Source organism: Cupriavidus sp. GW821-FHT07C08, assembly GCF_059419025.1.
The window spans coordinates 48,274-66,014 of the sequence record NZ_JBWKQZ010000002.1; the positions used below are offsets into that span (position 1 = coordinate 48,274).

The 17,741-nt window shown below is 60.4% G+C and carries 16 protein-coding genes and 1 pseudogene; 10 read left to right on the forward strand and 7 right to left on the reverse strand.

What is annotated here, in order from left to right; genetic code table 11:
* The first annotated feature begins 15 nt into the window (after positions 1-15).
* The 3 genes from AC07UK_RS03405 (at position 16) to AC07UK_RS03415 (ending at position 2,306) form a co-directional block, all read left to right on the forward strand.
* Complete coding sequence (locus AC07UK_RS03405) at positions 16-159, forward strand: hypothetical protein (protein WP_176844242.1); 144 nt, start codon at positions 16-18, stop codon at positions 157-159.
* Between the two features lie 499 nt (positions 160-658).
* Positions 659-784, forward strand: coding sequence for an Lrp/AsnC ligand binding domain-containing protein (locus AC07UK_RS03410; RefSeq protein WP_256333796.1), 126 nt, complete (start codon positions 659-661; stop codon positions 782-784).
* 370 nt (positions 785-1,154) lie between these two features.
* Entirely contained in the window at positions 1,155-2,306 is a 1,152-nt protein-coding gene (locus tag AC07UK_RS03415) for an NADH:flavin oxidoreductase/NADH oxidase (protein ID WP_058697611.1), read from the forward strand.
* Positions 2,307-2,455: 149 nt separating this feature from the next.
* Here AC07UK_RS03415 and yghU read toward each other — a convergent pair whose 3' ends face one another.
* The 5 genes from yghU to AC07UK_RS03440 form a co-directional block, all read right to left on the reverse strand.
* Positions 2,456-3,319, reverse strand: coding sequence for a glutathione-dependent disulfide-bond oxidoreductase (gene yghU / locus AC07UK_RS03420; RefSeq protein WP_058697610.1), 864 nt, complete (start codon positions 3,317-3,319; stop codon positions 2,456-2,458).
* Between the two features lie 48 nt (positions 3,320-3,367).
* Positions 3,368-4,024, reverse strand: a complete 657-nt coding sequence (gene yfcF, locus AC07UK_RS03425) for a glutathione transferase (protein WP_058697609.1) — start codon at positions 4,022-4,024, stop codon at positions 3,368-3,370.
* 40 nt (positions 4,025-4,064) lie between these two features.
* Positions 4,065-5,165, reverse strand: coding sequence for a Gfo/Idh/MocA family protein (locus AC07UK_RS03430; RefSeq protein ID WP_058697608.1), 1,101 nt, complete (start codon positions 5,163-5,165; stop codon positions 4,065-4,067).
* Positions 5,166-5,404: 239 nt separating this feature from the next.
* The gene (locus AC07UK_RS03435) at positions 5,405-6,625 is read right to left on the reverse strand and encodes an MFS transporter (protein ID WP_058697607.1); all 1,221 of its coding nucleotides are present in this window, start codon (positions 6,623-6,625) and stop codon (positions 5,405-5,407) included.
* 337 nt (positions 6,626-6,962) lie between these two features.
* A complete protein-coding gene (locus tag AC07UK_RS03440) occupies positions 6,963-7,976 on the reverse strand; it encodes a transcriptional regulator GcvA (protein ID WP_233528046.1) in 1,014 nt (337 codons plus the stop codon).
* Positions 7,977-8,266: 290 nt separating this feature from the next.
* On the opposite strand from AC07UK_RS03440, the gene AC07UK_RS03445 reads away from it, so the two are divergent.
* A complete protein-coding gene (locus tag AC07UK_RS03445; RefSeq protein ID WP_058697606.1) occupies positions 8,267-9,946 on the forward strand; it encodes a sigma-54 interaction domain-containing protein in 1,680 nt (559 codons plus the stop codon).
* A 195-nt stretch (positions 9,947-10,141) separates the two neighbouring features.
* Here the strand turns inward: AC07UK_RS03445 and AC07UK_RS03450 are convergent, their stop codons facing one another.
* Together AC07UK_RS03450 and AC07UK_RS03455 are read right to left on the reverse strand one after the other, a co-directional pair.
* On the reverse strand, positions 10,142-10,795 hold the full coding sequence (locus AC07UK_RS03450) for a DsbA family protein (protein WP_058697605.1): 654 nt from the start codon (positions 10,793-10,795) through the stop codon (positions 10,142-10,144).
* Positions 10,796-10,810: 15 nt separating this feature from the next.
* Positions 10,811-11,479 (reverse strand): DsbA family oxidoreductase, encoded by a 669-nt coding sequence (locus AC07UK_RS03455; protein WP_058697604.1) that lies wholly within the window; start codon positions 11,477-11,479, stop codon positions 10,811-10,813.
* A gap of 240 nt (positions 11,480-11,719) precedes the next feature.
* On the opposite strand from AC07UK_RS03455, the gene AC07UK_RS03460 reads away from it, so the two are divergent.
* The 6 genes and pseudogenes from AC07UK_RS03460 to lpdA all read left to right on the forward strand — a co-directional run bounded on the left by AC07UK_RS03460 (position 11,720) and on the right by lpdA (position 17,685).
* Positions 11,720-12,922, forward strand: coding sequence for an FAD binding domain-containing protein (locus AC07UK_RS03460; protein WP_081050232.1), 1,203 nt, complete (start codon positions 11,720-11,722; stop codon positions 12,920-12,922).
* Positions 12,923-13,162: 240 nt separating this feature from the next.
* The gene (locus AC07UK_RS03465) at positions 13,163-14,275 is read left to right on the forward strand and encodes an alkene reductase (protein ID WP_058697603.1); all 1,113 of its coding nucleotides are present in this window, start codon (positions 13,163-13,165) and stop codon (positions 14,273-14,275) included.
* Positions 14,276-14,579: 304 nt separating this feature from the next.
* A complete protein-coding gene (locus tag AC07UK_RS03470) occupies positions 14,580-14,948 on the forward strand; it encodes a DUF2917 domain-containing protein (protein WP_058697602.1) in 369 nt (122 codons plus the stop codon).
* Positions 14,949-15,110: 162 nt separating this feature from the next.
* Complete coding sequence (locus AC07UK_RS03475; RefSeq protein WP_058697679.1) at positions 15,111-15,779, forward strand: gamma-glutamylcyclotransferase; 669 nt, start codon at positions 15,111-15,113, stop codon at positions 15,777-15,779.
* A 109-nt stretch (positions 15,780-15,888) separates the two neighbouring features.
* A pseudogene (locus AC07UK_RS03480) lies at positions 15,889-16,101 on the forward strand (biotin/lipoyl-containing protein); the annotation flags it as partial.
* Between the two features lie 168 nt (positions 16,102-16,269).
* Positions 16,270-17,685 (forward strand): dihydrolipoyl dehydrogenase, encoded by a 1,416-nt coding sequence (lpdA, locus tag AC07UK_RS03485; protein WP_058697678.1) that lies wholly within the window; start codon positions 16,270-16,272, stop codon positions 17,683-17,685.
* The last annotated feature ends 56 nt before the right edge of the window (positions 17,686-17,741 follow it).

Below are 17,741 nucleotides of genomic sequence, written 5' to 3' on the forward strand. Positions count from 1 at the left end.
AATCGAGCAGCATGGATGCTCAATAACGGCTATGACTTAGCCCTGGCCGAACAGGCCATCGCAGGCGGCAAGGCCGACCTGGACGCCTTCGGCCGGTCCGTATCAACAACCCCGATCTTGTCGAACGCCTGCACCATGGAACGCTGCTGGCCCGGGTGAACACCGACTGGTTGGATGGCGGCGCACAGGGCTACACTGACTACCCGACGCTGGAGAATCAAAGCTCCTGAGTACGGCTACCGAGTCGAGCTTAGGAGACTGGTCTGTCGTGCGAGGGTTTAAGGTGCGCCGGGCCAGGAACTCTACGCCGTCGATGTGCTCGGCCAGGCTCGCGCAGTCGCGGAAGGCCTGGTGCATCTGCGCGCCCCAAGCGCCGTGGTGGCAAGATCCTCATTGAGGCCGAGCTGAATCACCACGTCGTGGGCGGCGAGCTGCTTGGACGCCTTCCAGAGCTCCTGGTCGTATGCACCTAATGGGACCCGCGATAACCGGACACCAGCCAGGCGGTACAGAGGCCACGCACACTGTCGAGCTCACGCTGTATTATCGGCAGGCGAACCAGTGCCTGAATGCCTGTCAGGAATGTTCGCTGCTCGGCTGCTGCCAAACCCCATGCACCAGTAGCCTCGCTTGAGTAACCACGCGGGCCGCCGTGGTGGTGCCCGATATGGGCGCGTACCAGCACTTCCTGAGCAGGACACTGACCCGCATCCGGGGCGTTGAGCACATACGGTCCAGCTTTGCACTCAAGACCGTGCAGAACCGTACGTCCCCGATACTCTAGCGCGGGCCGGCGGCCAGCGGATGCTGGCACATCGCGGATCAGCCGAAGCCGCCCTATGGACACTACGGCTATTTTCAGCAGCGCCGCGCATCAGACTCTGCGCAATCTGCTCTACCACGGGCTGTCTCTGCGAACGACACACTGTAGTTTCTGCCGACACATGTGTCTTTCAGACGATTACCGGCTCTTCCTTCATCCGTAGCGGAACGCAAGCGTTGGTATCTGGCATGACGCTTGCTCAAGTAGCTCGCGCGGCCAAACTGGCTGACCCCATCTGACCTTTCAAAACCCGAACTTTTTCAAACCCACCTCTACGATGAAACCTCGCTTGATTCGAGGTCATATCTTGGTGTGGGCGTGTCTATCCTGAATGGAGAATCCTCCTTTGTCACCAGCCCTTTTCACCCCCCTTCGCGTGCGGAATCTTGATCTCCCGAATCGCATCGTCATTTCCCCGATGTGCCAGTACTCGGCTACCGATGGTTGCATGAGTGACTGGCACCTGATCCATCTCGGACAGCTATCCCTCTCCGGGGCCGCGCTCTTGACAATCGAAGCAACTGCTGTGGTGCCGGAGGGCCGCATTAGTTACGGCGACGTCGGTCTCTACAATGACGCAACAGAATCCTCCATGGCCAGGACCCTCGAAGGCGTGCGACGCTGGTCAGATATGCCCATTGCCATCCAACTGGCCCACGCTGGCCGCAAGGCTTCGACAGACATCCCGTGGCTTGGACGCAGTCAGATTCAGCCGGATCATGAAAACGGCTGGCAAACTGAGGCCCCATCTGCCATTCCGTTGGATTCCTCCTATCTGCCACCAACCGCTCTCGACAAGGACGGCCTAAAGCGGGTGCGAGATGCATTCGCCGCCGCGGCCAGACGCGCCGCCCGGCTCGGCATCGATGCCGTCCAGATTCACGCTGCGCATGGCTATCTCCTACACACGTTCCTGTCGCCACTTTCGAATCAGCGCACAGACGAATATGGGGGATCTCTGGAGAACCGCGCCCGCTTTCCGCTGGAAGTCCTCGACGCGGTTCGGGATGCCTTTCCTTCCGACCGCGCCGTTTCGGTCCGCATCTCGGCGACCGACTGGGTTGAAGGGGGCTTCACGCTCGATGAGGCTGTCGCCTTTTCGCAGATGCTCGAAGCCCGCGGGGCGGATGCCATTAACGTGTCGACTGGCGGCCTGCATCCCGCTCAGAAAATTGTGCTCGCGCCGGGCTACCAGGTGCCGCATGCACGCGCCGTCAAGGCCGCGGTGAAGATTCCGGTGGTCGCCGTCGGCCTAATCTCCGAACCCACCCATGCAGATGCGATTGTCGCCGCCGGCGACGCCGACCTGATCGGCCTGGCCCGGACGGTGATCTACGATCCGCGATGGCCGTGGCATGCCGCCGCCGCGCTTGGTGGAACGGCTACCGCTGTCCCCCAGTATCTGCGCTGTGTCCCGCAACTGCATCGCAACGCATTTCGGGCGCAGCACCAACATTCCTTTCTGAATGAGCAGGTGAGCTGAGGCATCGCAACCGGCGGAGCATCCTGTCCGTTCGGGATGCCCCGCCGGCCGCTCCTCAAGATCAGCAGGAACATCAGCAACCCCGCCAGCAGGAGCGACGAGTGACCACAGTACTTCTCACACGCTTCCTGGCATGAACCCGGACGATCTCAGCGCACCGCCCCCAGCTTGTCCTGTGTTCGGGTCTCAAAATCGCTGGCGTCATGGCGCTCATGCAACTGGCCGGCAGCCTCTCCGCTCAAGCGGTTGACCATGCGGCCCCGCTTTACCGCCGGCCGTTCCAGAATGGAATCAGCCCAGCGCCGCACGTGCCGGTAGTCTTGCACCGACAAGAACTCGGCGCCGTCGTAGAGCCAGCCATTCACCAGTCCCCCATACCACGGAAATGTCGCGATGTCGGCAATCGTGTATTGGCCGCCTGCCAGGTATTCGGTTTGCGCCAGCCGCTGGTCGAGCACATCGAGCAAGCGCTTGGCCTCCATGGCAAAGCGGTCGATTGCATACTCGATCTTGGTCGGGGCATAGGCATAGAAGTGTCCGAATCCGCCACCGACATAAGGGGCGCTTCCCATTTGCCAAAACAGCCACGACAGACATTCGGCGCGCGCGGCGGCGTCGGTCGGGAGGAACTCGCCGAACTTTTCGGCCAGATAAAGCAGGATTGCCCCGGACTCAAAGATTCGCAAGGGCTCAGCGCCGGAACGATCGACCAGTGCCGGGATCTTCGAGTTTGGATTGACCGCGACAAAACCGGTGCCGAACTGCTCGCCCTGGCCGATCCGGATCGGCCAGGCATCATACTCCGCGGCGGCGTGACCCAGCACCAGCAACTCCTCCAGCAGGATCGTTACCTTCTGGCCGTTCGGGGTAGCAAGCGAGTACAACTGCAGCGGATGACGGCCGACCGGCAACGCCTGTTCGCGGGTAGCGCCGGCAATCGGCCGATTCAAACTGACACCGCTCCTGTTCCAGGTCCAGACTTTGGGCGGCATGTAATCGGGAGGATTGTTCATTTCGTCACTCCGGGTGGCAACGGGTCTGTCGATGTCACACCGGCAGATTCACTCATGCCTGTACACAGGCAGCGGGTCGGGAGCCGGCCGTTTCAAATTGATCCAGCGTTGCACGGACGGTCGTTGCCACTGGTGCCCAGCGTAGTCGACCAGTCGTTGCGGAACAGGATCGCCACTCAGGATCAGGCGATTGAGCATGATGGCCAGCTCCAGGTCGGCCACACTCCATTCACCGAACAGTTGTGGCGCGCCGGCAGGGACCAGCCTGTCAGCGATGGCGAACAGCTTGTTCGCAGCCTCTTCTGCTTCGCTATCCAAGGGCTCTGCCCAAGTCTTGCAGAAGAGCCTGTCCGACGTACGGGCACGCCTGAGCGGCATCAGGTCCGTACGCAGCCACGACTGGACCTGCCGCGCCCGCGCCCGCTGCTGCGGATCTCGGGGATATAGCGCTGTCCCCGCGAACACCTCGTCGATGTACTCCGTAATGGCGGAAGACTCGGACAACGCGAATTCACCATGGACCAGAGTAGGCACCTTGCTTGTCAGTGACGCGGCTGCATAGGCGGGCGTATGCTGCGCTTTCCTGCCGAGGTCGATGGTGCATAGGTCAAATGGCAACCCCTTCTCGTGCAGGGCAACAAACACCGGCATTGCAAATGGGCTGACGAAGTTAGCATCTACGTAGAGCTGCAATCTGGCAGACATATGCAGATCCCTCCTCTCGGCTTGGCGAGCTTGGCTGAATTCAGGACAGCATGATGGAGACGCCGCCAGCGTTGGCGGATTCCAGCAGCGCATCCAGGACGCGCTGCGTTTTCTGCGCCACCTCTGGCCAGAACGGATCGCGTTTACCCGACAGGACGAGTTCGGCGAACGTCCGGTACAGGTTCGACTCCTGCGCGGTCGTGTGGTTGTTGCTGTACTCCGGCAGCGAGATCGTACGCTCGTGTTTCTCCAGGTTGAAGAAGCATCCGTTCCCGCCGAAGCTGTCGTTGCCTACCGTAAACGAGATCTCATTTCCGTAGTGCGGCAATACAAAGTCCTTCAGGTGCAAGTAGCCATTCAATCCGCTGATGTAGGCCCACTGCTGGCGGCTGGTGTTGAAAGCGTTGTAGAGCGTCGCCGAAACCCCATTGCCAAAGAACAGTTCACCCGAGAATTCGACAGGCGTCACACCTGAGCCGTCGGGTCGTTGCACGCCTTGCAGGATGCGGCCACGCACTTCAACAGGCAGGTCGTAGTTCAGGGCGAAGAGGATAAGCCGAATGTTGTACCAACCCACATCACCAAGGCAGCCGGCTGGTTCCGTCAGGCAGTTGCGCTGAATCCATCCGTCATCTCCAATGAAGCTGAAATGCGTGGCAATACGGCGAATCTCGCCAACACTGATGCCGTCATCAAGCACTGAGCGCATCGCCTGCAAGCGCGTCGAGTGCTGGAACATGACGCCGTCCATTACCTGCACGCCGGAGGCGTTGGCCGCATCGATGATCCGCTGCAGGTCGGCCGCCGTGATACCGCAAGGCTTCTCGATCACGATATGCTTGCCTGCCTGCGCCGCTTTGACCGCCCATTCGGTCCGGACGGCGGTCGGAAGCGGAATATAGAGGGCGTCGATGTCCTGACGCGCGATCAGCGCCTCGTACCCTTCGACTGCTTCCACGGCGTAAGGCGTGGGCACCGACGCCTGACATTCATCGATGAACCGTTGTGCGCTCTCAGCCGAGCGGCTACCGACCGCGACAATACGGCTGTTACCGGCATTAATGATTGCATGCCAGTTCTTCTTTGCGATGCTCGCAGAGCCTAGGATGCCCCAGTGGCAAGTTCCTTCAGCGGTGGTCATTACCCGCGTTCTCCTGATGACTAGGGATGTACAGATGATAGCCATGCCGTCTGCGCCGGCAAAATGAACTTTCTTTGTCGTCTTGTGAGTAAAACTTGACCATCGATGATTGCGTGGAAGACTGGGCCATGTGCGTTCGGTACAATGGAAACGCGTACTGCCTGACAGGCCTGCACGAACGATAATGCTCGCGAAGTCGTCAAACTGCGCGAGCGTGGGCAATCAGTGAGTTCGTCGTTCTAGCGGCTGTGACACTGAACATTGGAAACCAGACGCTGCGCGGCGAAAGTGAGCGTACCAGCGATGGCAGCCATGAGGATCGATAGTCCAATCAGAGACGCGTCAAGCCCCAGCCGGTCTGCTGCAACCCCAAGACCAAGCACGGGAACAATGCCGCCGAGATAGGCAATAGTGAAGAAGGATGAAATCATTCCTGCCCGGCGCACAGACGTCGTCATGGCATTGACGACCAGCAGAGCGGACATGAAGGTAAGGCCCTGACCGAATCCACCGAGTACATCGCTTGCGATGAACAACAACCCGGAGGAAAACTTCACTGATGCTGCCAGCATCGCCAGGGCGGCGGTCACGAGAAGGGAACCCACCACAAGCCCTCTTTTAGGATCGATCCCAGTGAACGTAACTTGAGCAGCCGCTGATGCCGCAAAGAGCATGGCGACCCCAATGCCGCCAACGGCCGGCCCGTCCCATGGAAGAAAGGTATCAAAGAATGAAGGCGCCAGTGATGCAAAGAGACTGAAAAGGGTGTAGCCAATAAACGCGATGACCGCCACCGTGGCAAATTGCTTGACCTGATGCATGTCGGGCAAATGAAAGCGTAGACGCGGAAAGAAGCCGGCGATTGTTGAAGGTTGCCCGTGTCTCTGGCTGCCCAATGCCACAAGAGCCAGCAACAGCGCACCGCCCAGCACGCCGTAAGGCAGGTGCAGCGGGAATGGCAAGTCTTGCGCGATAAAACCACCAACCAGTGGTCCTAGGCCTAGGCCGACAATGGTCATCAATGACCCGATCGATGAAGCTTGCCTCAGTCGGTTTGGCGGCGAAGCCGCTACCAGTCCGGCCGTCGCTGACGTGGAAGCAATGCCTGCGGCGACTCCGATTGTGAAACGCCCGATCGAAAGAATCAGAAGATCCGGAGCGACTCCGGAAAGGACGAGTCCGGCAAGTGCGAGTGTCGCTGCCACCCGCAACGTCCGGATATGGCCAAGATGGTCGCTGAGATGACCGAGAAACAGCAATGCCAACAGCGTGCCGACCATGTAAGCGGTATAGGCAATCGTCACGCCGCCCGGCCCGATATGAAACACTTCTTCATATATGGGATATAACGGGCTGGCGACGGTTGCACCGGCCATGATGGCGCTCAGCGTGTAGGCCATGACAAGGAACTGCGTGTTGGCCCAGCGACCGCTGGTTCCTGAGTGTGTTTGCGTGTCCATTCCGAATTTCCCTGGTATCTGATCTGGTGACCAAGGATAGTCCGGCGACTCTGCGCGGTGAATGACGGTGGCGTGCAACGCTGCGTTGCATCAAAGGCAAGGCGTGATGCTCTGGCCGCCCGGCGCCGCGTAGTGCTTTGGCAGCATTCGGGACCAGCTCCGGCCCCTGGCGTCGGCCTGCGCTCCAGTAATGCTGCCAGTTTGCGCAATGCCTGCGATAACTGTGCGCGGTCCTGGGCGCCGCCCAGCGAAATGCGGATTGCATTCGGCGGATTGGAGCCTTCCCAGAATCCATCGGAAGGCGTTACCCTCAGGTCCTCCGCCAGCGCCGCCTGTGTCAGCTGATGCGTTGATCAGTATCCTGGCTCGGGGCTTCGCGGCTATGCTCCTTCTTTGCTTGTCGCATCACCTCACCGGCTTTCCCCGCTTTCCCCACAGCGTGCGGGCTTCGCGCGTACATCGCCTGAAATTGCCGAGTTTCCTCATGTAGCCACTTACGCAGCGCCTGGACCCTGAATGTCTCCAGCAAGGGTTGGGGGCAGATGAACCAATAGGCCCACGGGCTAGCCGCATCGATGTCGAACAAGCGGACGAGGCGTCCATTGACGACGTCCTGCATGGCCAACGAGCGCCGCACCAGCGCAACGCCCTGACCATCCATCGACGCCTGTATCAGGTGCGACGCATCCTGATACAGCACGCCGCGTCGCGGTTCTGTCCATCCTTCCAGGCCCGCGGCCAGGAACCAGGCCCTCCACATCTCGTAGTCGTGGCGTAGTAAGGTCACGCCAGCCAGGTCTTCAGGCGTCTTTGGCAAGTTCCCGCCATTGAACGTTGGGGCACAGGCCGGGAAAAAGACCTCGTCGAGCAGCGGCTCGACGAATAGCTCCGGATAATTGCCGTCCCCGAAACGCAGCACGACATCGACGTCATCACGGTTGAAATCGGTGAGCGTATGCGTGGACTGCAGTTCGACGTCGAGTTCGGGGTACTGCTCGATGAAGCGTCCAATGCGGGGCGTCAACCAGCGCGCGGCAAACGATGGGAGCAAGCTGATCACAAGACGCTTTTCGCGATCACCCGAGCGCATCGACTCGGTTGCCGACGCGATATCGAACAGAGAAGACCGGATTTGTTCCGCATAGCGCCGCCCGCGATCGGTCAACGTTATTCGCCTGCCATCCCGCTTGAACAGCGCGATGCCAAGGTCGGCTTCCAGTGAACGGATCTGATGACTGACGGCACTGTGGGTGACGAACAGTTCTTCCGCAGCCCGCGAGAAGCTCTCCAGGCGGGCTGCGGCCTCGAATACCTTCAGAGAGCTCAGATTTGGTAGTTGTCGCAAGTCCATGACGGGTCCTGGATGCACATGGTCAGTCTGCACGCCCAACATCAATGATCAGATTCTACCCAGCATCTACGGCCACACATTGGTGATCGATCGATTACATATGGTCAGAATGCGGAGTGAGGCTCCCATCGCAGGGTAGTAATTACCCTAACACTCTGGCACCGATGTTAATTTTCGCACGATAATTAATAGGCCGCACCGCTCAAAGCAGCGGGCGGCCGGCAACGCCCGGCAATGGCAATTGACGCAGTGGAGTCCATGACGGCGACTCGTGACCATGGTGAGAGACAATGAAGCGTGAAGCAGAAGGCATCCTCGTTCTCGATGCGGACGGGACCATGAAGTTCGCCAGCGGACTCGGGCACGACGCCTTGATCGCGGGTCACCTCGTCCGCCTTTGGCAGGACCGCATGCGGACTCCTCTCAAGCGCGTGTCTGCCATGACCGATTTGGAACACCCCATGACAATCGCCGCCATTCCATCACGGGACGCGGTGTGCTTCCTGATCTTTGCCTTACAGGAAGCCAACGAGCTGAGCGAATTCCTGGCGACTGTCGACTCGGCGGAAGACATTCTTCGCCACTTCATCACCGATCCCTACAAGGCCATGGTGGTGGTGGACACCGCGGGCAAGATCACGTACATGAGCCCGGTCCATGAACGGTTCTTTGGCCTCAAGCGCGGCGAGGCTCTGGGTCGGCATGTCACCACCGTGATCGAGAATACGAAGCTGCAAGAGGTCGCGGTGACTGGCAAAGGTCAGGTTGGCCAGCTACAGGAAATGAACGGCATCAAGCGCGTGGTGTCGCGCCTGCCGGTCCTGGATCGCAATCAGCGTGTCGTTGCCGCGATAGGACAGGTGATGTTCAAAGGGCCGGAAGCGATGCAGGCAGTGACGACCGAGTTGGCGCAAGTTCGTCAGGAACTGGATTTCTACCGCCGAGAGCTTTCCGGCATCGGAAATCGTACCTACGGGCTGGATCAGATTGTCGGGAGCAGCGACGCGGTGCGCCGGCTCAAGGAAGACATTCTGCGCGTGGCACCGCTGGACGTACCCGTCCTGCTAGCGGGGGAAAGTGGCTCGGGCAAGGAGTTGGTTGCCCATGCCATCCATATGCTGAGCCCGCGCAGCGACAAGCCACTGGTGCTAGTAAACTCCGCGGCGATGCCGCCGAACCTGGTGGAAAGTGAGCTGTTCGGGTACGAGCCCGGCGCCTTTACGGGCGCAGATCGCAAAGGGCGCAAAGGCAAGTTCGAAGCCGCCGATACCGGTACGCTGTTCCTGGATGAGATCGGCGACATGCCGGTCGACATGCAGGTCAAGCTGCTTCGGGTGCTGCAGGATGGGCAGTTCGAGCGTATCGGCGGGGAGCGGGCGCGGCATTCCGACTTCCGGCTGATTTCCGCGAGTAACCGCGATTTCAGTGCCATGATCGCCAAGTCAAGCTTCCGCCTGGATCTGTTCTATCGCATCAGCGCAGTGACATTGCGCCTGCCCGCTCTGCGTGATCGGCTGGAGGATATCCCCGAGTTGGCCGACAAGTTCCTGGAGGCGTTTGGCACCCGCCATGGTGCGCCAAAGAAGGCGATTTCCGACTCCGCAATCCGCTTCCTGCAATCTTGCGCATGGCCGGGCAACGTCCGGCAATTGCAGCATGCTATCGAACGGGCTGCGATCTTCTGCGACGGCCCGATTCTTTCCATCGCAGATTTCGGCAATCTGGAAAGCGCCGATTCGGTGCTGGCAATGGGCTCCGTGAGTAGCCTGCCACGGAACGGCGAGAACGCCAACCCGGACATGCGCAAAGCAATGGAGCGCGTCGAGTCCGAGATGATCCTGGAGGCGATGCGCCGTACTGGTGGCAACAAAAAGCGCGTTGCGGAAGAGCTTGGCATCTCGCGTTCGTATCTCTACAAGCGACTCAGGCTTATGGAGGATGCATTGACCAGCGAGCTCGCGACAAGATAGGGACAATCCGCTCTTTGTCGCTCGACAAGCCGTTTGTACAACGCCTTGGCCGATAAATGCCCCCAACCACTGTCTGTCGGGCTGACTACTAGTTGGCCCGAGGGGCAGCGACCTGCATGCGGCAAAGGAATTGCCTTGCAAAGTCGCCGCCCAAGGAGAGGCTGCTCAGACTTGCGGAGCGCGCCTTCCTTGGCGCTAGGTTTTCGAAGGCGTCAGCATGTCTGCAAGCGCTTTGCGGAACTGCTCTGGCTTCCCGAAATACCGGCCCAGGTGAAGCCTCGATACTTTCCCGTCCTGCTCAATTGCCAGGGTCGGGTAGCCGCGCCCATCCAACGCATCAAGAAAGCCTTGCGTATTCTTGAAGTGTTCATCAAGGCCGAGCGTAGCCGCTTCGTAGGCGCTGGTAAATGCCTTCGCATCCAGCCCGAGTTCGACGGCAATGCGCACCAGTTCCTCTGGGTCGGAAATATGCTTGCCTTCCACGTAATAGGCTGTCTGGAGCCGCTTTAGCATCTTCAGTCCCGCGCCGGCCAGCGACTCCGCAGCGAGCATCGCTGCTGTCGGCGGCCCGGAATCGAGCTTGACGTCATAGTCAAACTGGGTGCCTTGCTGATATGCTTCGCCAAACTTCAGCCCGCTCAGCGCAGTGATGCGCTCCTCGTGGGGACGGACGAAGTCGCGCCACTCAGGCGACATCATCTGCGCCTGGGGTCCAGCCAGCATGCCCCCGCTATGCGGGACCACCTTCAGGCCGGGCATCTCGTCCGCAACGCTCACGAGAGGTGCGAGCCCGTAGCACCATCCGCAATAGGGATCATAGACATAGTGAAGGGTTGCTTGCTTGTCCATTTCAGTTCTCCAGGTTCAAAGCGTCTCGAGTGCAGCAGATGTTTTGGCAGAAGCGGCTTGCAGGGCCTGCTCCATCACTGCCGGCGGTTGCGCACCACCGATCATTGCATCGCCGATCCGAATCGTCGGCACTGAGCGGACCCCACTCAGGCTCGCGCGCATCTCCTCGGCAATGACTTCAGCCTCCCCTTCCCCGCTCACCAGGTAATCGCGCACGGCCTTTTCGTCAAAGCCGACGGATGCTGCCAGCGGCGCCAGCACATCGATTAACCCGATGTTTTCGCCACGAGAGAAATACGCGGCGAAGATCGCCTCGAACAAGCCCTCGACCATAGTCGCACTGCCGGTGCGCTGAGCAAACGCCATCAGGCGGTGCGCGAGCCGGGTGTTGGGAGTGATCGCCACTGCGTCGTAGTTGAATGCCAACCCCACCCTCTTGCCTACAAGGGCGACCTCCGCATCCATGCTTTGGGAGCGCGACCAGCTGCCAAACTTCGCGGTCCGGTACGCCTTGCGGTCGACGCCGGCCTTGGGCATATCCGGATTGAGCTCGTAGGGTGAATAGGAAATCCTGGGCGCGACCTCGCTGTTCACGCGTTGCGTCGCGAGCTTGAGGTTCTGATGGCCGATCCAGCACCACGGGCAAATGAAGTCATAGGTGACCTGGATTTCAACGGGTTTCATGACCACTCCATGCGATTGATGATGGAGCTAGGTTAGGCTGTGCCGGCAATGAACAGAATGGCATGGCCGTGCAAACCTGCATTGCTCGTGCCACAACGCTGCGTGCAAGGCGGTTCTCCAACTGTCGTGGAGAATGTGTCCTTGCCTTCCCCGCAACACAGCCTTGCATTGCCACCCCATTCTGGATTCGGGCAGGCGCTTCTACGATTCACGCCATCCAATCGCAAATCGGAGCAACACATGGACGCGAATCGATCCTCGAATGCCCAGCCGCTGGCGCCCGCCGAGGGCAGGCCAACCATATCTGCGGGGAATCCGCGCAAGGCCCTGATCGCCGGCGGTTCGCTGGGCGGGCTGTTCATGGCGACCGCGCTGCGCGCCGTCGGGTGGGACGTGGAAGTCTTCGAGCGCTCTCCCTCAAACCTCATCAGCCGTGGGGGCGGCATCGTTCTACAGCCGGAAGTGCTGCGCGCCTTTTCATTTGCAGGCATTGTTCCCGACGGGGCCTTAGGCGTGCGATCCCACGACAGGCTCTACCTCGACGAAAGCGGAGACGTGATTCAGCGGCAACATTCCCCGCAGACTCAGACTTCCTGGAATACGCTCTATTCCACACTGCTCAAGAACTTCCCCAAGGAGCACTATCATCGGGGCGCCCAGCTCACCGGCGTCGAGCAGGACGAACATGGCGTATACGCCACCTTCTCCGATGGGCGCCGGGAAACCGGCGACTTGCTGATTGGCGCGGATGGGGCGAACTCTGTTGTGCGCAAGCTCATGCTCCCCGATGTGTCGCCGACCTATGCGGGCTATGTTGTATGGCGCGGATTGATCGAAGAAAATCGACTGCCTGAAGCCGCAAAGCCACTGCTTTACGAGAACTTCGTGTTCCAGCACGACCCAGGCTCCATGATGCTGCAGTACATGGTGCCCGGCGTCGACGGTTCGACCGCCCCGGGTCACCGTCGTTACAACTGGCTTTGGTACCTGAAGGCCGAGCCAGGCGCAGAGCTCGGCGGCGTGCTGACCGATCGCGAGGGGAACCGGCGCAGTCATTCTGTTCCGCCCGGGTCGCTTGCGGCCGACCAGGAGGAGTGGATTCGACAGATGGGCGCCAGTCACGCCAATCCGGCATTCCAGGCCCTGATCGAAAGCACCCAGGATATCTTCGTCCAGGAGATTCAGGACCTGCAGGTGCCGCGCATGCGGTTCGGTCGAGTCTTGCTGACGGGCGATGCGGCGTTCATCCCGCGTCCCCACACCGCAGGCAGCACGGCAAAGGCCGCCGCCGACGCCGTCTCCCTGGCGAAGGCGTTGGACGGTGTCACCAACCTCGGGCGCGCACTGCGGACCTGGGAGCAGGACCGTCTAGAGCAAGGCATGCAGATGACTGAATGGGGAATCGGCATGGGCAACCGCATCATGAGCATCGCGCGACACTGAATCCACATGCTTCGACAGACGGAGATGCCCCACAGGGCGTGGCCGTCTGTCGTGGCTGTCCTCCTTGGCCACACACAGCTTCCGGATTGCTGCCCACGCAACGCAATCTTGCGTCGCACTCCGATTCTCTTCAAACAGGTTGGCGCCTAACCTTTAGGAAATCTCGAACGAGATTCAAGCGCAAGCAGAGCACGAACAGTCTCCCGCTGATCGATCCATTCCGACTACAGGAAAACCACCATGACCAAGCATCTCTTCAATCCGATTCGTCTCGGCAACCACACCCTGGCCCACCGTGTCGCCATGGCACCGCTGACCCGTTCGCGTGCCGGCCAGCCGGGCAACCTCCCGACCGCGATGAACGTCGAGTATTACCGCCAGCGCGCCGGCGCGGCGCTTATCGTCACCGAGGCAACCCAGATTTCCCAGCAAGGCCAGGGCTACGCCTGGACACCGGGAATTCACACCGAGGAGCAGGTCGAGGCCTGGCAGGCCGTCAGCAAAGCGGTTCACAACGAGGGCGGCACGATCTTCCTGCAACTCTGGCATGTTGGACGCGTGTCGCACCCGGTCTTCCAGCCGAATGGGGCGCTGCCTGTCGCGCCCAGTGCCCTGCCGGTTCCTGGCAAGACATTCATCATCGACGAGCATGGCAACGGCGTCTGGGGCGATGTTCCTGTTCCTCAGGAACTGACTGACAGCGGAATTCGCGACATCGTCGAGGACTACCGGAAGGCAGCCCTCAACGCCATCGCTGCGGGGATGGACGGGGTCGAGATTCATGCCGGCAACGGGTATCTGCTCGACCAGTTCATCAACTCCAACAGCAACAAGCGCACCGACGCCTACGGCGGCACGATCGAGAATCGAGCCCGTTTGCTTCTGGAGGTGGTTGACGCCATCAGCGCGGAAATTGGCTCGTCACGCGTTTCGGTACGGCTAACGCCCATGGGCCGCTTCATGGGCATGGGCGACGATACGCCCGAGGCTACCTTCGGCTTTATCGTCCGGCAGCTCAACAGCCGCAAGCTGGCCTACCTGCACCTGGTCGAGCCTGCGATGGTCGGGACCGTCAAGGACGAGAACTTCGATCCCCGCTGGGACGCGATCATCCGGCTCCTGCGTGCGGAATACAGCGGCGTGCTGATGCTCGCCGGCGGCTACGACAGTGAGAGCGCGGAACGCGCACTGGCCAGCGGCCGCGCCGACATCATTGCCTTTGGCCGCCCGTTTATTGCCAATCCGGATCTGCCGGTACGCCTGAAGGAGAACCTCGCCTTGAACACGCCCGATGCCAGTTCCTTCTTTGGCGGCGGTGCCAACGGCTACATCGACTATCCGACAGCGGCATGAGCTGGACAAGCAGATACGGGGATTGATTGAGTGGACGTCGGCCTGTACGCGGAAGGGCGCCACGTTTTGGCACTGCCACAGGCCCATTCTCTCCTCGTTCCCCAATCGCACGAGCACTTTTTTATGTGAGGAAAATTATCAACAACTGGAAACATATTTCGTTTTGCCAGCGGCCGAGCGATCTCTAGAATTCGCTTGACCGGCGCACCAACTTTTCTGCTTTTCCGCCCCTTGATTGTCTAGTCAGAATGGACGCAGCACAGCTCCGGCAACAACGCCACAGGGGGCGGACAGGAGATCCATCATGCAAGCTTTTCTCACAAAGACAGAGTTCGCCCTGAGGCCTGGCGAAGTTACCACGCTGTCGATACATGCGGCACAGCGCCTCCACGTGGACGAGGCCGCAGGTACCGACCTGTGGATGACACGCGAAGGTGATCCAGAGGACTACTGGCTCGATAGTGGCGAAGACCTGCTGCTGCGGCGCGGGGACCAGATAACCCTTAGCGTAGACCCGCGCGCCGGCGACGCCGTCCGGCTGGAACTAATCAGTGAAGCGGACCGTCAGGCAGCGACCCTGGCCGATTTTCCGCACCTGCTGCACCGCTTTGGACGCAAACTGGTGCGAGGGACGGCATGGACTCCGGGCAAGGACCAAGTCGGGGCAGCCTGAGATCGAATGCGGGCAGTGTCCTTATGAAAGACACTGCCCCCGGGTGTCCGCATCTCCAAGCAAGGGCACGGCGAAAGTCCCAAGTTCCAACTGGCCATACTGGCTGCTCTCCGCGGCAGAAGTTGCCAGCCGGCTGCCATGACTCTCCGTGAAATGCACCCCATGGGCAATCTGACCCGAAAAGATCTTGTCGACGGCAGTATCCGCAGCAGACTTGCCATGCCTGCTGACCTGTCGTGGACCGACGCTGCTCTCGAGCAATCGCTTAATGCAACGCTCAATGCGCGCCTCGCTGGTTCGATTTGGGTCTTCGCCTATGGTTCGTTAATCTGGAACCCATTGATCGCCTTCGACGAGCACCGGACTGCCACACTCGAAGGATGGCGCCGCAGCTTCTGCATTCGCTCCATATCTGCGCGTGGTACGCCGGAGCAGCCGGGGCGCGTGCTTGGCTTGGAACCTGGCGGGAATACGCAAGGGGTTGCGTACCGGCTGCCCGACGATCAGGCGCTGAACGAATTGCGCCTCCTGTGGGCAAGGGAGATGTGCAGCGGAGTGTATCGGCCGATCTGGAACCCGCTGGTGCTCGAAAATGGCGAGAAGGTGCAGGCCATTGTCTTTGCCGCGAACACCGAACAGGCGCTTTATGAAGCCGATGCATCGGTACCTACCGTTGCACGGCTTGCGGCGAAGGCAGCCGGTGTATTCGGATCTAATGCGGACTACATACTGGGACTCGACACAGCCCTGGCGGACCGCGGCATTTCGGACCAGTACGTCTCACAGATAGCGCAGAGCATGAGGAGATTTCAGCGGACATTGACGGCCTAGAGCGGGCATCGCGGCTGAGATCACTCCTCCGAGACAAGTCGCTACCCGTCAAGGGTAAGCTCGCCTAAACTGAAAAACCCTCGCCACGCAAAAAACAAGGGAAGAGCACATGGCCGCGATCGAAGTGAAAGTGCCCCAACTCTCTGAATCGGTTTCGGAGGCAACACTGATTCAGTGGAAAAAGAAGGCCGGCGAGGCCGTCCAGCGTGACGAGATTCTGGTGGAACTGGAAACGGACAAGGTGACACTCGAAGTGCCCTGTCCGGCCAACGGTGTGCTGGCCAAAATATTCCAGCCCGATGGCGCCACGGTACATGCCGACGAAGTGATCGCGCTGGTTGATACGGAAGGCAAGGCAACCGTGGCTGCCCCTGCTGCCTCCGCACCTGTAGCGACGCCCACGTCAACGCCGGCTCCCACATCAGTCGCTGCGCAGGTCAACACGACTGCTGGAGGCGGCGCACCCGCTTCAGCCAACGCTGATTTTGACGTGATCGTGATCGGTTCCGGCCCAGGCGGCTATATCGCGGCGATCCGCGCAGCACAGCTGGGAAAGACCGTGGCCTGCATCGAGGAATGGAGAGACGGCGCGGGCAAGCCCCGGCTCGGGGGCACCTGCCTGAACGTCGGCTGCATCCCGAGCAAGGCGCTGCTCGCGTCCTCGGAACACTTTGAACATGCGCTGCACGGGCTCGCCGAGCACGGCGTAAAGGTCAAGGAAGTGGCGCTGGACCTTGCGCAAATGATCAAGCGAAAGGCTGCCATTGTTGACAAGTTCACGGGCGGTGTCGAATTCCTGTTCCGCAAGAACAAGGTGACCTGGATCAAGGGCCATGGCAAGTTCAAGAGTCGCGGCACCGACGGCGTGATCGCCGTGGAAGCGATCGAAGGCAACGACACCAAGACAGTCACGGCACGTAACGTCATCATTGCGACAGGCTCCAAGGCGCGTCATCTGCCTGACGTTCCCGTCGATAACAAGATCGTGTCGGATAACGAGGGCGCGCTGTCGTTCGACACAGTCCCCAGGAAGCTCGCGGTGATCGGTGCGGGCGTTATCGGGCTTGAGCTTGGTTCGGTGTGGCGGCGACTCGGCGCCGAGGTGACCCTGCTCGAAGCGCTGCCAACTTTCCTTGGGGCGCTCGACGAGTCCGTGGCGAAGGAGGCGGCCAAGCTATTCAAGAAGCAGGGACTGACGATCCATCTTGGGGTCAGTATTGGCAAGATCGACGCGAGCGCCAAAGGGGTCAGCATTGCCTACACGGACAAGGACGGCGCCGACCAGAAACTTGATGCGGATCGCCTGATCGTGTCGATCGGCCGGGTCCCCAATACCGACAATCTCGGACTGGACACCGTGGGCCTGTCCTCCGACCCGCGCGGCTTCGTTCCAGTTGACGATCAGTGCCGCACGTCCGTGCCGGGGATCTACGCAATTGGCGATGTAGTACGCGGCCCGATGCTGGCCCACAAGGCCGAAGACGAAGGCGTCATGGTTGCGGAAATCATTGATGGGCAGAAGCCGCACATCGACTACAACTGCATTCCGTGGGTAATCTATACGGAGCCGGAAATCGCCTGGGTGGGCAAGTCCGAGGCCCAGTTGAGTGCCGAAGGACGGGAGGTCCGAACGGGCCAGTTCCCGATGATGGCTAATGGCCGCGCACTCGGCATCGGCCGCCCGGACGGTTTCATCAAGATGATTGCGGACGCAAAGACCGACGAGCTGCTGGGCGTCCATATCATTTCGGCCAATGCCTCGGACCTGATCGCCGAAGCCGTGGCTGCGCTCGAGTTCAAGGCAGCGTCGGAAGACATCGGCATGATCAGTCACCCGCATCCCTCGCTATCCGAAGTCATGCGCGAAGCAGCGCTTGCGGTGCAGAAACGGGCGCTGAATATGTAGCGCTGCGCTCAACAGGGCGCTCGGGGCGGAGACCCCCCCTCGAGCGAAGCCGTAGT

Bases quoted from the DNA above. Each gene is read 5' to 3' on its own strand.
- AC07UK_RS03405 (WP_176844242.1), top strand. From the start codon at position 16: ATGCTCAATAACGGCTATGACTTAGCCCTGGCCGAACAGGCCATCGCA.
- AC07UK_RS03415 (WP_058697611.1), top strand. From the start codon at position 1,155: ATGGAGAATCCTCCTTTGTCACCAGCCCTTTTCACCCCCCTTCGCGTG.
- yghU (WP_058697610.1), bottom strand. From the start codon at position 3,319: ATGAACAATCCTCCCGATTACATGCCGCCCAAAGTCTGGACCTGGAAC.
- yfcF (WP_058697609.1), bottom strand. From the start codon at position 4,024: ATGTCTGCCAGATTGCAGCTCTACGTAGATGCTAACTTCGTCAGCCCA.
- AC07UK_RS03430 (WP_058697608.1), bottom strand. From the start codon at position 5,165: ATGACCACCGCTGAAGGAACTTGCCACTGGGGCATCCTAGGCTCTGCG.
- AC07UK_RS03435 (WP_058697607.1), bottom strand. From the start codon at position 6,625: ATGGACACGCAAACACACTCAGGAACCAGCGGTCGCTGGGCCAACACG.
- AC07UK_RS03440 (WP_233528046.1), bottom strand. From the start codon at position 7,976: ATGGACTTGCGACAACTACCAAATCTGAGCTCTCTGAAGGTATTCGAG.
- AC07UK_RS03445 (WP_058697606.1), top strand. From the start codon at position 8,267: ATGAAGCGTGAAGCAGAAGGCATCCTCGTTCTCGATGCGGACGGGACC.
- AC07UK_RS03450 (WP_058697605.1), bottom strand. From the start codon at position 10,795: ATGGACAAGCAAGCAACCCTTCACTATGTCTATGATCCCTATTGCGGA.
- AC07UK_RS03455 (WP_058697604.1), bottom strand. From the start codon at position 11,479: ATGAAACCCGTTGAAATCCAGGTCACCTATGACTTCATTTGCCCGTGG.
- AC07UK_RS03460 (WP_081050232.1), top strand. From the start codon at position 11,720: ATGGACGCGAATCGATCCTCGAATGCCCAGCCGCTGGCGCCCGCCGAG.
- AC07UK_RS03465 (WP_058697603.1), top strand. From the start codon at position 13,163: ATGACCAAGCATCTCTTCAATCCGATTCGTCTCGGCAACCACACCCTG.
- AC07UK_RS03470 (WP_058697602.1), top strand. From the start codon at position 14,580: ATGCAAGCTTTTCTCACAAAGACAGAGTTCGCCCTGAGGCCTGGCGAA.
- AC07UK_RS03475 (WP_058697679.1), top strand. From the start codon at position 15,111: ATGGGCAATCTGACCCGAAAAGATCTTGTCGACGGCAGTATCCGCAGC.